This is a genomic window from Salmonella sp. SJTUF15591, assembly GCF_043356435.1.
Lineage (GTDB): Bacteria > Pseudomonadota > Gammaproteobacteria > Enterobacterales > Enterobacteriaceae > Salmonella > Salmonella enterica.
Genome location: NZ_JBEUJO010000003.1, coordinates 137,732 through 151,951, shown reverse-complemented (window position 1 = coordinate 151,951; position 14,220 = coordinate 137,732). Strand labels below are relative to the sequence as shown.

Below are 14,220 nucleotides of genomic sequence, written 5' to 3'. Positions count from 1 at the left end.
CTGCGCCACAGCTACAGACGATGAATTTCACCCCGACGGCACGGTTTATGGTTGCGCTTCCTGCGTCTCGACAGATATCTGTGCATCGGGGCGGCGAAATGTTGAGTTATTGCGAAGCTCCCCAGGTCTCTGACCTGTTCGCGGTTTGCACCGGGCTGAAATTAATCAGTCTGCTTCCACACACCAGTATGTTGACTGGTGTCGCCATCGATATCGTGTCGATTTTCTCCTTTCAGAATGAAGTCCTTACCCGTTTTTACGGAAAAGACGTTTGGTTGATAAATGAACAAGCAGTGAATGAAGTACGTTTTTAAGGCCCTTAAAACCTTTAAGTACGTGTTGGTCAGTTGGTAAAAAAGTTGTCGAAATGGCAGTGCGTCAGCTCTGCCAGTTATGCGCTGCGCGCGTCACTTGGTACTCGTTTCACTCGTGCACAAGTGACGCCGCGCTCCTCTGCTCTCAATGCAGTCGTGGAATATGCCCAAATGTTCCAAATGGTCATACCCACACCGCAAAGTTCGCAATGGCCAGCAGCGTCATAAAAAGTGAAAACGATAAGAAAATTGCGACCAGACAACGGCTGCAAGACGTATCTGAAAAACAGATACAGAAGTGAAAGGGACCTTCATCGCCAGATTCAAACTGTATGCGATCTTCGTTTTCAAAGGGTAAACGAAGTTACCGCCCGAAGGCGCCACCTCTCAGGTCACGGTGGCATTGGCATGGCGATCACCCGAAGGCGCCTCTCTCAGATCACCGAGGCATTGGCATGTTGCATACAACGCAACGGTACAACGAGAAAGATATTAGATCGGAGCGTGATCCTTTATCAAGTTTTTATCTGTGACATGGAAGACGAGTCTGCAGGAAACCCTCCAAAATTTGAAGGGTTCCTTTAATGATTTACATGTAATCACTAGTCACCTTTATGAAGGATTCTCGACGATGAACTTATCATAAATATCGTCCAGACCAGTGGCCAGACTGTGGTAAAACTCCGTATGATATTCCCCATTACATGAATACTTTATAATCCATCCATATGAAAAATCTTTCGTTGTATATTCAATATCTAAAATTGTCACAGAACTACCGAATCGAAATAAACGTATAAGTCTGTTAAACCTGTTCAAATACTCAACTGGATTTATCTCTACATCGTAATTACTTTCTATATGCCCTATTCGTTCTGCAATGAACCAAGTTTCTGATAACATCCCTTTAATTGTTGATGGAAATAACCTACCTGCCATCAAACCATCAACAATCTCTTCATTGAATGATACGCCCTGGCAGTTTATTCTCGTCCTGACAGAATCCAAAAAATAAAAAATGAATCTTAAGTAACCACGACATTTATTATAATTCCATCTCTGGAATTCGCAAACTTCGTATTTTGTAAAAGATACACCATTAACCTTAGATGTATAACTTAATATGAATCCGACATACAACCTGGAATATTGTTCTTCAAGTTTCTCAGCTTTCTCAAAAGATACATTATTTGCCTTAACTACAGAAACCTTAAGATCAGAATGTCGGAATGATTTCTCCAACAACAGTAGCGAGAAACCATAGGAATCCTTATACCAGGTGTTATCCCGAGGAGAATATAACTCGTTTGTTTCTCCTATGATCCATTTATAATTAATCGAAAACCAGTTAGCTATCTCCTTAATCATATCCATTGAAAGAATATCAATAAACTTATCCGGATTTCGAATATGCGATAACTTGATCCCATAGCCGGAGAGCATTTTCGCCATATCAACTGTATTGATGTTATGCAATTCAAACAGCGACATAATCCTGTCATATATTCCTTTGATTTTGTTATCAGCTGCTGGTTTCATTTCCATTGAAACCACGCCGTCAAGGATCATATTAATCACCTGAGAAAGTGAAACGCCAAGAGTCTCGCTTTGCGACTGCAAGTAGGCCTTTGTTTCGGGACGAAGTCGAACTGTAGTTAATTCCTTAACGGATGTATCTTCAAGTTGTGATATGCGATCTTCAGCAACCATATTCCCCGTTTTGATCAGGCTTTGTAGTAACTGTGTGAATCTGAACATGCCTACCCTCAAGTATGTGATTACATTTAAATAGACATTATCAGATATAAAAACCAAAATAAAGCATCAGAGTGATTACAAATTGATGCATTTTGCCTCTTTCACTGCTCTCCTTCCTACACCACATAGAGCCAGCAGGGGTTGTCAGGCATTTGTTACTCCTTTCTTCCATAGCTAAAATTTCCTGCGCAATAACAGGGCATTACCAATAACTCTGCTGATACAACTTGAAAGCGTCCAAAAAAGATTAACAATACTGTTTATTCATACAGTATTGTTTGAGGTTTAGTATGCTTCGTTTTGTCCCAGCAGCGCCCAGCTCCGGGCCCTTTACCGCCCCCTTTTTCACTGAGCGATGCCCTGCCGGATTCCCTTCGCCGGCACAATATTACGTAAAAACGGAACTTGACCTGAATGAATACTGTATTCAGCGGAGGGGCTCGACTTATTTTGTACGAACCATAGGGAACTCAATGACGGACATTGGTCTACATTCAGGCGATTTGATGATTGTGGATAAGGCAGGACGGGTCAGTGAACTGCTGCTGTGGCGAGTAATACTGCGAGCGGAATAACCAACTTCAGTCAATACGGTTCTCGGCGCACGCTTACGTAGAAACTGCAAGTTACACGGGAAAAAAGGTTTATGCGGTTATCTAGCGTTGCGTGACTACGTTGGTCAGATGAATGCCATTCCCTTGACAGTTGAAAATTTATGAGAGAGTTAAAAAAACGCTCCCGGACGGGAGCGTAAGCCAGTGACTTCGGCGTCAAATGAGGGTCTAACAAGTGGAGCTGCGGGTTAATTCTGGGTGATCTGGCTGCGATGATTTTCAGCCTGCTGCTGATGAATAACGGAAGATTGACCATTATTCGCCTTCTCATGCATAACAGCGGCTTTCTCATGCTCGTTCATTTCGGAAAATGATTTTGCTGTTTCGTTAGAAGCTGCTGGCTTGGATTTCATCATTTTTTTATGCATCTCCGCCATGTCCTGGTGGGCAGAAGCGTTGCCGTTTTGCATCATTTCATGGGACATTGCAGCCTGATCGTGTCCGCTCATATCCATCATTGTCATACTGTCTCCCTGAACAGCGCTTTTTTCAGAGGTTGACTGCATCTGATGGGCGGGTGCCTGGGCATTATTTACCTGGTCATGCATGTTCATTGTCTCTGCAGCCATGGCGGATGAAGCGACAGCCATAATGGCAACAAATGATACAAGGATCTTTTTCATGGTTGGGTCTCCGGTGTTTTCATACCCAAACAATCAACGGCTTATAACAGAGAAAGCATTTGATCTCAGGGCGGGTTATTCATCACTCCAGGAACCAGGCGATTGCGTTATCACTCTGCTCCTGATTTATGAATGATTATAAAAAACCGCCTCTGTTTATCGCGTGACTGAATGATGACAATTTTGTCACCTTCCAGGTTTCTCCTGAATAACGGGATTAATCCATTAACAGGCGCACTTTGAACACAATTTCCCGCCCCTGCTGTTCTGCTGACAGCTCGCCGCCGTGAGCATGAATGATCGACCTTGTAATTGATAATCCCAGCCCCGCGCCTTCCGTGTTGTGGACCCTTGATGAATCTGCTCGATAGAACCGATCAAACAAACGTTCCAGATTAGCGGGAACCGGGCCAGACATCGTATTCGTAATCATCACGTTCACACAGTCACTGTCACGCTCAAGGCGTATCGCTGTACAGGTGTTATCGGGAGAATACTTGATTGCATTGGAAAGCAGGTTACTGAAAGCACGTCGCAGCATATCGCTGTCTCCGGCAACAACGCCCTCTCCTTCAACCGTGATTGTCTTTCCTGTTTCGTCGGCCAGGGGCTCGAATAACTCACGTAATTCATTCAGTTCGGCTGCCAGATCCACATCATGTTTATCCAGCTGCAGCAGACCATGCTCTGAACGTGCCAGAAAAAGCATGTCACTGGTCATTCGTGACAACCTTTTCAGTTCTTCCAGGTTAGCGAATAAGATTTCGCGGTAATGCGAAACATCCCTTTCCTTAGCCAGTGCAAACTGCGTCTGCATCATCAGATTACTGACCGGTGTGCGCAGCTCATGCGCGATGTCAGACGAGAAATCAGACAGTTTCCGGAATGACCCCTCCAGGCGATCGAACATGTTATTGAACTCCTGCATGGTCTCAGAAATTTCCGGCGGAGCCAGATCGGGATTAAGACGCTGATCCAGGCTGTGTACGGTCATGGAGGAAGCCAGACTGGTCATTTCCCGTAGCGGTTTCAGACCAATACGTGTGGTCAGCCAGCCCAGAAAAATAGAAATAAAGACCAGACCGATATTGAACCAGAACAGCCAGGTACTGAGCTTATCCATAAACAGGGTGTGATACCCGGTATCTGTGACAACCGTAATGATGAAATGTTTGCTTTTACCCTCTTCCGGCGTCACGGCAACCCGCCGCGAGATACTACGGTACACTGTGTTATTTTCTTCCGTCTGGATCATATAGTCGAGAATATCACCCGACTTATTCAGCAGGACCGCTGGAACAACAGAATTTTTGGCATACAGTTCCACAATTTTTTCATTTTCCATATTTTTTATAGAAATGAATAAGCCATTGTGCCCCACCATCGCATCGTTTATTTTTTCTGATAATGACTTAATATCCGTTTTGTTCCTGAACGTCTCTGTTTTAAGAAACTCTTCGGTGAGCTGAAGTTTACCTGTCAGAAAATCGCGGTCCTGATTATCGAAATAGCCATTCAGGGTGCTCACCAGCATAAAACTGGATAACCACCATACCGTAAGCATCACTGCAGAAAAAATCAGGCTCAGGCGCGTGGTCAGGGAAATTTTGAACCTCACTCTTCTCTGATCTCCAGGACATATCCGGCACCGCGAACGGTATGGATCAGTTTTGGCTCAAAGTCATCATCAATTTTACTTCTCAGGCGTCTCACTGCCACATCAATCACATTCGTATCACTGTCAAAATTCATGTTCCAGACCAGGGACGAGATAAGGCTTCTGGGTAACACTTCTCCGGTACGTTGCAGCAGTAACTCAAGCAGAACGTATTCTTTACCGGTGAGATGGATCTTCTTTCCCGAACGGATCACGGTCCGGCGCACCATATCAACGGTCATATCTGCTATGGTGCAAACTGTGGCTGCCTGAGAGCGGGCGCGTCGCAGCAAGGTTCTTACACGTGCAACCAGCTCTGTAAAATCGAAGGGCTTAATAAGATAGTCATCTGCGCCAAGCTCCAGCCCTTTCACTTTGTCCCGCACGTTATCCTTTGCGGTTAAAAACAGGACCGGTTCTTCATGCCCGGACTCCCTCAGTGCGCTGATGATTTGCCACCCGTCGAGAAAAGGGAGCATCACGTCCAGTATTATCAAATCATACTGTCCCTTCGACGCGGCCCCGAGACCGTCGCGGCCATTATTAAAGAGATCGGCCTGATAGCCTTCCTCAACCAGTCCCTGCTGAAGGTAACGACCTGTTTTTTGTTCGTCTTCAACGATTAAAATACGCTGCATGGTCAACTCGCTGATATGAAAGTAAAAATCTCACGCATGAGCTTTGGCTGTCCCCTAGCTGACCTGAGACGGAGCAAGCATTCCAAGCCACGCTACGGCGCCCAGAATGATAATCGCAACAACGAATTCTGTCAGGATGCTGTTTCGCATCAGGGCAACGCTGCGATCATAATTCCCTTCCCTGACCATAACTTCAAGCCGGGGACCCAGGTGAAACCGGTTTGCTGCAGCCAGAAGAAGCATCAGAACAAACAGAGCCGTCTTAGCAAGCAATATCCCCCCCCAGGAGCTGTTGAATAAGGGAGTTAAGTTACCCTCAGCAATGTACAGATAGTTGACCAGCGCACTCAGGATCAGGGCTACAACAATCACCGTTCCTGCCGTGGCAAATTTTGCCAGGGAGTCAGATATCACAATGACGCTCTGTGCATTATGCTCGTTTCTGCGCATCAGCAGGATAGCAAATGCAACCAGAGCACCTGTCCAGGCTCCTGCAGCGCCGAGATGGGTCAGATCGCTCAGTAAATGGAGATAGTAATGCAGACCGTCATGCATAACGGCGTGTCCTCCCCAGGCAAGTGTAGCCAGCGCCACGCCCCCACTCATCGTCATCAGCAGGCAGGACAATACTCTCTTATTAGTGTAAAGGAACAAAGCACCGAGTGTGGTAAACAGGGCACAGAGCCTGACAATCCAGCTAATACCTACATCAGTTTCTTCTATCACCATCTCAATAATATGGATAGATAATTCTCTGAGATCAGTTACTCCGCTCATGGCATTAGATACCAGGAGCATATTAATACCAGTGAGAATGATGCCAGCAACAACAGCAAAGGTTATAAACGACCTGAAATTAGTCAGGTTATACGTTTCATGTCTGACACCGCTTATTCCATATATCTGAAAAAATGGCAATCCAAATATTACCATCAAATCAAGATAAAGAAGAAAACGAATAACAATCATAATCAGGTCGTTCATAATATTACTTCACTGTAAAAGTGTAATTGCCGGTAATAGGGTGTGTATCTGCAGAAACCGCGCGCCAGTCAACACGATAAGTGCCGGCTGGCAGAGGTTCTCGTGGGATAATGACCATTGATTTAGGGTCAGCGCCTGGTGCCACTTTTGCCGCGACTGGCATCGGCGAATGTGATGACATGCCTTTCATCCCGGTCATTGTTAATTTAGCCCCTGAGAATTTCACGGTCAGATCTTCTGTGAAATTAAGCTGAATCTTTTCCGGGGCCGCTACGGCTGAATCAGCCTGTGGCACAGAGCTTTTTAACTCAGGATGGGCCATAGCAGAGAAAGCAACGCCCATAGCGAGGCCACCTGTAAGAATGGCTTTATTTAAAATCGACATTTTATTTACCTGTTTAGTTGAGTGTTTTATATCAGTGCGTTAAAACCAGATTCTGGCTCCCGCCAGGAATACTACCTGATGGTCTTTCTCACCTTCTCTTTTCGCCATATCGGATGTTTTCCCGTAAAGTTGATTCCAGGAAACGCCTATATAGGGTGCAAACTCACGGCGTATTTCATAGCGCAGCCGGAGCCCCAGCTCTGTGTCAGTCAGTCCCCTGCCGCGACCCCGCGATTCATCATCCTGACTGTAGAAATTCACCTCATAGGATGGCTGGAGTATGAGCCGGTTAGTCATTAAAACGTCGTATTCTCCTCCCAGACGAAGGGCTGCTTTTCCGCCATTACTGACAAAACCCGTAATTTCAGACTCAAAATTATAGAGTGCGAGCCCCTGAAAACCGACAGCAGCCCAGGTCTGGGCAGAAGCAGGTCTGAAATCCTGCCTGACACCCGCAACCAAATCCCACCATGGGCCAACCGCATGTCCCCAGAGTAACTGCGCTTCAGCCGCCTCCGTTTCCCCATTGCTTCGTTCACCTTCGCTCTTTAGCCAAATCCGATCTGTGTCGCCTCCAATCCAGCTGTTAACACTCCAGCTGAAATTGTTGGTGTTATCCGACCGTTGCCATTCCAGTTGATCCAGCAGAACCAGATAATTAATCGCACTGTCGTGAATCGCATGCCCCGGTAAATTGCCGAATGCAGCCTTCCGGTCGGCATCGGTAACAGGCGGAATTGGCGTTCTGCTCTCAGTTACAATGGGCTCCATGGATGTCATCTCAGTGAAATTCTCATCTGCCGGCATCTGCATGGAAGACATGTCGTGCCCGGCGTGGGGATCTGCAGAGACGGAGCCCGCCGCAATCGAAAGCTGTGAGGTAAACAAACCGGCGACCAGAACAGGTATGGCCTTAAAACTTCTCTTCATTCGCATCATTCCTCCACCCGGACTTCACGAAACATTCCCATTTCCATGTGATAGAGCAGATGGCAGTGATACGCCCAGCGGCCAAGCGCATCTGCTGTCACTCTGTAACTGCGTTTTGTACCAGGGGGAATATCTATTGTGTGTTTACGAACCATGAAATTACCGTTTTCATCTTCCAGATCGCTCCACATACCATGCAGGTGAATGGGGTGAGTCATCATGGTATCGTTGACCAGCGTGATCCTGAGTCGCTCACCGTATTTCAGCAGCACCGGTGCGGCATCTGAAAACTTGATTCCGTTAAATGACCAGGCAAACTTTTCCATGTGACCGGTTAAATGCAGTTCTATGGTGCGGCCAGGTTCACGTCCGTCAGGATCCTCAAAGCGGCTTTTCAAATCCGCGTACGTGAGAACCTTTCTTTCGTTATTTCGAAGACCAATACCCGGATCGTTTAATTTCGGAGAGACGCTCATCGCCTGCATATCAACCAGTGGGTTATCCGTTTCTGACGCAGGATGACTTTGCATACCCGGCATTCCGGCCATCTGGGAATGATCCATACCGGCCATGCTGCTGTGATCCATGGGCGCGGAGGATGTCCCGCTATCCGGAAGGTCAGCACCGTCCATAGACATCATCTCTCCGCTGTTATCCATGCCTCCCATCTGGCTGTGGTCCATTCCTGCCATATCATGTCCCATTCCTCCCATACCCATATCTTCCATGGTCAACAGAGGACGGGGATCGAGGGGGGGAACGGCAGCACTTAACCCCTCTCTCGTGGCCAGTGTCCCACGTGCGTAACCGGTCCTGTCCATGGATTGTGCGAAGATGGTATAGGCCTCACCCTGAGGCTCCACAATGACATCATAGGTTTCGGCAACGGCAATCCTGAATTCGTCAACGGTAACCGGGTTTACATACTGGCCATCTGCAGCCACGACCGTCATTTTCAGCCCGGGGATACGGATATCGAAATAGGTCATTGCCGAACCGTTGATAAACCGTAAGCGTATCTTTTCACCGGGACGGAACAGTCCGGTCCAGTTTTTCAGCGGGGCCTGCCCGTTCATGAGATAGGTGTAGGTGTAGCCACTGACATCCGCGAGGTCAGTCGGATTCATTTTCATTTCAGCCCACATTTTCCGATCGGCAATGGTGGCTGACAGCCCCCTGGTATTCACGTCGCGGAAAAAAGAGCCAACGGTTGGTTTATTGAAATTGTAGTAATCCGACTGTTTTTTTAATTTTTTCAGCAGGCTGTGAGGATTTTCATCGGTCCAGTCAGACAACATGAGCACATGCTCACGATCGTAAGCAAACGGTTCTGGCTCCCTGGCATCGATGATAATGGCACCGTATACCCCCTCCTGTTCCTGCAGACCGGAATGGCTGTGGTACCAGTAAGTCCCGTTCTGCTTAACCTTAAAGGTGTAAACGTAGGTATCATCAGGCTCTATGCCCATAAAACTCAGCCCCGGAACACCATCCATATTGGCCGGAAGAATGATGCCGTGCCAGTGAATGGACGTCTGTTCATTAAGACGGTTTTTGACCTTCAGGGTAATGGTGTCACCTTCTTTCCAGCGAAGAACTGGCCCCGGCAGGCCTCCATTGATTGTTTTGGCCTGACGCTCACTGCCCGTGATATTGACGGCCGTTTCACCAATGGTCAGGTCAAACTGAGTACCCTGCAGGGATGCGGCAACTGGCAGGCTCAGACTGGAACGCGCATTGAAACTCCATACGCCAAGACTTCCGGCTACGCCAGAGAGGGTTAACCCCTTCAGGAAAGTTCGTCGAGACGTTTTCAACAGCATGCGCGTTCCCTTATTTAAAGTATGGTTACTGACAGAATTCGAGAACCGATTTAAATTAAATTACTGGTTCATCCTCTTACAATGAAATGAAGCTAGCACACCTTAAGAAACAAATTCATTACAATCGTGTAATGTACATACCTGTATTACATTTACGTCATCTTCCCCACAGGTTGATTATTTTTATATATGATCGTAAGGACATCTTTTATGTACCTCAGAAGGTAATTACACATGAATATATTAATCACGACCACTGTGTTTACAGCTTTATTTTGTGGGGCAGCTTTTGCTCAGTCCAGTGATATTGCCCATGAAGCACATCGATTTGTTAATAATGCCTCAGCCGTCAGTCATGTGAATTCCTCGACGCATGAAAATTTGCCGGACAGGATTAATAAAAACAGCACGCCCTCATTCTCTGAAATGAATGTACATGAAAGGGCCATTGTTGCTCATTCATTTATGAACAACAGCGCGTCCTATGCACATCAGAAAATGATTGAGGAACATAAAAAAATGCTGTCCGACAGTGGTGCAAATTCAAAGACCTCCTCTTCTTCTTTTAACGAACTGAATGCCGGAGAGAAAGCCGCCCTCGTGCATGAGCAGGTCAATAATGCCGGTGCGGAAGCTCATCAGACGCAGGCAAGAAAGCTTCGCGGCCTGTATTCGTCCAGGTAACTGCAGGCGGGTTAGTGCTTAGCGTCAGGTGCGCAGCAGGGCTTTACTGACGGGTTACGTAGCAGGACATGAGCCCCATATTGCTCTGCCGTAACCTGTTTCAGTCCCGTTAATCATCACCGTCGGGCTGGTCATACAGTTCCCAGAGCTTCAGGAGCAAACGGGAAACAAGATATGTTACAAAAATGACGACCATCAACGGTGCTCCCGATTAACTGACAGATGACACGCCTCCTGAAAACCCCTAGCATACGCCGCAGTGTTCATGCTAACGGCGAATTCCAGTAAATGTATTCTACCGATGTCGTAAAAGAAAATGCCTACCTTTCAGCCACCCGCTCGGGGCTGGAATCGAACGAGATCGCTACCCTTCAGCGCTCCTTGCCTTCCCGGTTTAATCTGCGGCATTTGAAAAAAAATGAATCATTAAAACTCGTACTGCAAAAGAAAGCGGGAAAATCACGTGTCGTGGCCTATAAATTTACGTCCGGTTCATTTAATTACACGGCGTATCGTATATCAGATAAAAAGTTCTATAATCTTTCCGATACTTCCGGGAAAGGCAGTCTCGATTATCCGTTACCGGCCACAGCAAGACTCAGTTCGCCTTTCAATCCTGCAAGACTTAACCCGGTATCGGGAAAAGTGAGTCCCCATAATGGCATTGATTATTCCATGCCCATGAACACGAAAATAGTCAGCGTCATCGACGGAAAAATCACCCGGGCCGAATACAACAGTACCATGGGATATTTTGTTGAAGTAACAGGAAAAGCCGGTGTTAAAACTCGCTATCTCCACCTCAATAAAATACTCGTTACTAAAGGGGCCAGGGTTACCCGGGGAGGCGCTATTGCGTTATCCGGTAACAGCGGACGTTCATCCGGTCCTCATCTGCATTACGAGCTGGTCATCAATAACAATCCTGTTAACTCACTGGCGTTCCGGGCAGCGGCACCCGCTGATAACAAACTTGAACAGCATGCCTTTGCGCATGCCAGAGACTACGAACGATACCTGGACTGATAACGGGGCCGCGACGCGGCCCCGTCTGCCGGATTAATTTTTTTTATCGTTTTCACTTCCTTGATGTTGATGATCTCCATGCCCTCCGTGGCCGTGGAAAAGATGCATTAGCGGGCAGACCAGCAATAACAGATATGGCCAGTAACCTGCCACATGTGACCAGTGTTCGCGCAGGAGGGCAAATGCCGCGATCGCGGCGACAGCAATAAGCGCATAGGTGGTACTTTTCATACTGGACTCCTTCTGTTCGTAACAGCCCCTTCACTCAGTGTTATTTCCCGAGCCTGACACTTTTCAGACGCAACGCATTCACAATGACGCTGACGGAGGAAAGAGCCATGGCCGCCGCCGCAATAACTGGCGACAGCAGTATTCCATACACAGGATAAAGCAGACCTGCAGCCACAGGCACGCCAAGTGCGTTGTAGATAAATGCAAAAAACAGATTCTGTCGGATATTTTTCATGGTGATTTCTGACAGATGACGGGCCCTGTTCAGTATCATCAAGTCGCCTTTGAGAAGGGTGACTCCGGCACTTTCAATTGCCACATCTGTACCCGTTCCCATGGCTATACCCACGTCAGCCGCTGCCAGCGCCGGGGCATCATTCACACCGTCTCCGGCCATCGCAACCACATGGCCAGACGCTTTCAGTCGGGTTATCACTGCTTTTTTGCCATCCGGCAGAATCCCGGCTTCAACCTCATCTATTCCCAGTTTCCGTGCGACTGCTTCAGCGGTAAGCTGGTTATCCCCGGTGAGCATAACGATGCGGATCCCCGCCTGACGCAAAGCTTTAAGCGCATCCGGCGTGGTTGCTTTCACGGGATCCGAGATAGCTATCAGGCCTGCAAGGTGCCCGTCTGTGGCCACATAGATAACGGTAGCGCCTTCCATCCGCAACGTATCCGCAACGGCCTTTTGATTATCAATAACGATACTGTTTTCCTGCATAGCCAGTTCATTACCAATAACAACCCGTTGACCTTCGACATCGCCTGAGACACCTTTACCCGACGGCGCATTGAAATGAGTGACTGCGGGTATTGCGATCCCCTTTTCCTGTGCTGCTTTAACTACTGCCATACCCAGCGGATGCTGCGAGCCTTTTTCCACTGCGGCCGTTACACGCAAAAGAGATGTTTCCCCACCCGGATTGAGACTGATAATCCCTGTCACCGTCGGCGAACCTTCCGTGAGCGTGCCTGTTTTGTCGACAACCAGCGTGTCCACTTTTTCAAGACGCTCAAGGGCTTCGGCATTCTTGATTAACACCCCGGCCTGGGCTCCTTTGCCCACCCCCACCATTATCGACATCGGCGTGGCCAGCCCCAGCGCGCAGGGACAGGCAATAATCAGGACCGACACAGCCGCAATGAGACCGTGCGCCATCCTGGGCTCGGGCCCCCAGACAGACCAGATCATGAAAGCAACAACCGCGATAAGTATCACCAGAGGAACAAACCAGCCTGAAACGCTGTCAGCCATTCTCTGGATGGGGGCCCGCGAACGCTGTGCATCAGCGACCATCTGAACAATTCGTGAGAGCATCGTTTCATCACCGACTTTCTCTGCACGGATGATAAGACTACCTGTCTGATTAATGGTCCCCCCGATGACAGGGTCACCCTCCGTTTTGGTAACAGGCATAGATTCCCCGGTCACCATCGATTCATCAACGGTTGTTTTGCCTTCGACCACGATACCGTCGACCGGAATACTCTCTCCAGGTCTGATGCGGAGCTTATCGCCAGGCAGGACATCTTCCGCATTAATATCCGTTTCATGACCGTCTTGATCCAGCCGCCTGGCGGTTTTGGGGGCAAGGTTAAGAAGCGCAGTAATGGCACCTGAGGTTTGTTCCCTTGCCCGCAATTCAAGGACCTGTCCCAGCAGAACAAGCACCGTAATAACAGCTGCGGCTTCAAAATAAATGGCCACCAGGCCATCCATGTTTCTGAACGATGCAGGAAACCAGGAGGGGAAGACGGTTGCAATGACGCTGTAAACCCAGGATACGCCGGTCCCCATTGCAACAAGGGTAAACATATTCAGGGAGCGGTTACGTAACGACATTCCGGCCCGGGCGAAGAATGGCCAGCCACACCACAAAACGACAGGAGAGGCCAGAAGTAACTGCAGCCATGTGTTGTACTGTGGCGGTACTGTATTCCTCAAAGCGGGAAACAGATGAGAACCCATTTCGAGTATCAGAACCGGAAACGCCAGCAACAACCCCAGCCAGAAGCGTCTTGTCATGTCGCGAAGTTCATCACTCGTCCCCGTGGATGCCGTAGCTACGAGCGGCTCCAGTGCCATTCCACAGACAGGACAGCTTCCGGGACCACTACGGCGTATCTCCGGATGCATCGGACATGTCCACACACCTTCAGAAATCTCTTTCTCCGCCTGGCGGTGAGACTGTTTTATCTTATCAGGGCTGACTTCATGGTGGTCGTGGTGATGGTGATGTTCACTGGCATCTTCGGTAAAATAATGATCGGGATGGGCTTTAAATTTGCTCTCACAGCTGGCGGAGCAGAAATAAAGCTGATGGTCCTGGTATCGAATGCTGCTGTGCGCCTTGTCAGGCAGGATGACCATCCCGCACACGGGATCTCTCACCTTATGCAATGCGTGACTCTCGTCCGGGGATGATGTCTGCTCAGAAGCAGTCTGGTTGTTATGTTCCACTGCATTGTCATTTTTCACAGTAACTCTCCTTATGCATATCTGAAGCATTTTCTGTCTTCAGGATATGTCATGGATGCGATTACCACGAA

General features: G+C 48.1%; 13 protein-coding genes and 1 pseudogene. 4 read left to right on the top strand and 10 right to left on the bottom strand.

All coding sequences use genetic code 11. From position 1 onward, the window contains the following. The first annotated feature begins 47 nt into the window (after positions 1–47). Entirely contained in the window at positions 48–314 is a 267-nt protein-coding gene (locus tag ABVM99_RS08170) for a hypothetical protein (RefSeq protein ID WP_000226128.1), read from the top strand. Positions 315–926: 612 nt separating this feature from the next. Here ABVM99_RS08170 and ABVM99_RS08165 read toward each other — a convergent pair. After that, complete coding sequence (locus ABVM99_RS08165; protein WP_139379931.1) at positions 927–2,024, bottom strand: hypothetical protein; 1,098 nt, start codon at positions 2,022–2,024, stop codon at positions 927–929. 338 nt (positions 2,025–2,362) lie between these two features. Here ABVM99_RS08165 and ABVM99_RS08160 point away from each other — a divergent pair. Continuing rightward, a pseudogene (locus tag ABVM99_RS08160) lies at positions 2,363–2,596 on the top strand (S24 family peptidase); the annotation flags it as partial. A 278-nt stretch (positions 2,597–2,874) separates the two neighbouring features. Here the strand turns inward: ABVM99_RS08160 and pcoE are convergent. The 7 genes from pcoE to pcoA all read right to left on the bottom strand — a co-directional run bounded on the left by pcoE (position 2,875) and on the right by pcoA (position 9,726). Beyond that, complete coding sequence (pcoE, locus tag ABVM99_RS08155) at positions 2,875–3,309, bottom strand: copper resistance system metallochaperone PcoE (RefSeq protein WP_058799614.1); 435 nt, start codon at positions 3,307–3,309, stop codon at positions 2,875–2,877. A gap of 217 nt (positions 3,310–3,526) precedes the next feature. Then, positions 3,527–4,927: a copper resistance membrane spanning protein PcoS gene (gene pcoS, locus ABVM99_RS08150; RefSeq protein WP_058799615.1), complete on the bottom strand. Its 1,401-nt coding sequence runs from the start codon at positions 4,925–4,927 to the stop codon at positions 3,527–3,529. Next, the gene (pcoR, locus tag ABVM99_RS08145; RefSeq protein WP_001188930.1) at positions 4,924–5,604 is read right to left on the bottom strand and encodes a copper response regulator transcription factor PcoR; all 681 of its coding nucleotides are present in this window, start codon (positions 5,602–5,604) and stop codon (positions 4,924–4,926) included. Before pcoR ends, pcoS begins: the two co-directional genes overlap by 4 nt. A 54-nt stretch (positions 5,605–5,658) precedes the next feature. Beyond that, positions 5,659–6,537 (bottom strand): copper resistance inner membrane protein PcoD, encoded by an 879-nt coding sequence (gene pcoD, locus ABVM99_RS08140; RefSeq protein WP_306430878.1) that lies wholly within the window; start codon positions 6,535–6,537, stop codon positions 5,659–5,661. 55 nt (positions 6,538–6,592) lie between these two features. Next, positions 6,593–6,973 (bottom strand): copper resistance system metallochaperone PcoC, encoded by a 381-nt coding sequence (gene pcoC / locus ABVM99_RS08135; protein WP_023321956.1) that lies wholly within the window; start codon positions 6,971–6,973, stop codon positions 6,593–6,595. Positions 6,974–7,012: 39 nt separating this feature from the next. Continuing rightward, on the bottom strand, positions 7,013–7,903 hold the full coding sequence (pcoB, locus tag ABVM99_RS08130) for a copper resistance outer membrane transporter PcoB (RefSeq protein ID WP_170877252.1): 891 nt from the start codon (positions 7,901–7,903) through the stop codon (positions 7,013–7,015). A 5-nt stretch (positions 7,904–7,908) separates the two neighbouring features. After that, complete coding sequence (gene pcoA / locus ABVM99_RS08125) at positions 7,909–9,726, bottom strand: multicopper oxidase PcoA (RefSeq protein ID WP_058799618.1); 1,818 nt, start codon at positions 9,724–9,726, stop codon at positions 7,909–7,911. Between the two features lie 234 nt (positions 9,727–9,960). Here pcoA and ABVM99_RS08120 point away from each other — a divergent pair, with 234 nt between their 5' ends. Both ABVM99_RS08120 and ABVM99_RS08115 read left to right on the top strand, forming a co-directional pair. Further along, positions 9,961–10,410: a hypothetical protein gene (locus ABVM99_RS08120; protein ID WP_058799619.1), complete on the top strand. Its 450-nt coding sequence runs from the start codon at positions 9,961–9,963 to the stop codon at positions 10,408–10,410. A 288-nt stretch (positions 10,411–10,698) separates the two neighbouring features. Continuing rightward, a complete protein-coding gene (locus ABVM99_RS08115; RefSeq protein ID WP_000287501.1) occupies positions 10,699–11,436 on the top strand; it encodes a peptidoglycan DD-metalloendopeptidase family protein in 738 nt (245 codons plus the stop codon). 33 nt (positions 11,437–11,469) lie between these two features. On the opposite strand, the gene ABVM99_RS08110 is transcribed toward ABVM99_RS08115, so the two are convergent. Together ABVM99_RS08110 and silP are read right to left on the bottom strand one after the other, a co-directional pair. After that, positions 11,470–11,667: a DUF2933 domain-containing protein gene (locus ABVM99_RS08110; RefSeq protein WP_000843497.1), complete on the bottom strand. Its 198-nt coding sequence runs from the start codon at positions 11,665–11,667 to the stop codon at positions 11,470–11,472. 40 nt (positions 11,668–11,707) lie between these two features. Further along, the gene (gene silP, locus ABVM99_RS08105; protein WP_139759005.1) at positions 11,708–14,179 is read right to left on the bottom strand and encodes an Ag(+)-translocating P-type ATPase SilP; all 2,472 of its coding nucleotides are present in this window, start codon (positions 14,177–14,179) and stop codon (positions 11,708–11,710) included. Between the last annotated feature and the right edge of the window lie 41 nt (positions 14,180–14,220).

What these genes read in the sequence shown, in the direction of transcription:
- ABVM99_RS08170 (WP_000226128.1), top strand. Translation starts at nt 48, where the DNA reads ATGGTTGCGCTTCCTGCGTCTCGACAGATATCTGTGCATCGGGGCGGC.
- ABVM99_RS08165 (WP_139379931.1), bottom strand. Translation starts at nt 2,024, where the DNA reads ATGGTTGCTGAAGATCGCATATCACAACTTGAAGATACATCCGTTAAG.
- pcoE (WP_058799614.1), bottom strand. Translation starts at nt 3,309, where the DNA reads ATGAAAAAGATCCTTGTATCATTTGTTGCCATTATGGCTGTCGCTTCA.
- pcoR (WP_001188930.1), bottom strand. Translation starts at nt 5,604, where the DNA reads ATGCAGCGTATTTTAATCGTTGAAGACGAACAAAAAACAGGTCGTTAC.
- pcoD (WP_306430878.1), bottom strand. Translation starts at nt 6,537, where the DNA reads ATGGTAATATTTGGATTGCCATTTTTTCAGATATATGGAATAAGCGGT.
- pcoC (WP_023321956.1), bottom strand. Translation starts at nt 6,973, where the DNA reads ATGTCGATTTTAAATAAAGCCATTCTTACAGGTGGCCTCGCTATGGGC.
- pcoB (WP_170877252.1), bottom strand. Translation starts at nt 7,903, where the DNA reads ATGAAGAGAAGTTTTAAGGCCATACCTGTTCTGGTCGCCGGTTTGTTT.
- pcoA (WP_058799618.1), bottom strand. Translation starts at nt 9,726, where the DNA reads ATGCTGTTGAAAACGTCTCGACGAACTTTCCTGAAGGGGTTAACCCTC.
- ABVM99_RS08120 (WP_058799619.1), top strand. Translation starts at nt 9,961, where the DNA reads ATGAATATATTAATCACGACCACTGTGTTTACAGCTTTATTTTGTGGG.
- ABVM99_RS08115 (WP_000287501.1), top strand. Translation starts at nt 10,699, where the DNA reads ATGTATTCTACCGATGTCGTAAAAGAAAATGCCTACCTTTCAGCCACC.
- ABVM99_RS08110 (WP_000843497.1), bottom strand. Translation starts at nt 11,667, where the DNA reads ATGAAAAGTACCACCTATGCGCTTATTGCTGTCGCCGCGATCGCGGCA.
- silP (WP_139759005.1), bottom strand. Translation starts at nt 14,179, where the DNA reads ATGCTTCAGATATGCATAAGGAGAGTTACTGTGAAAAATGACAATGCA.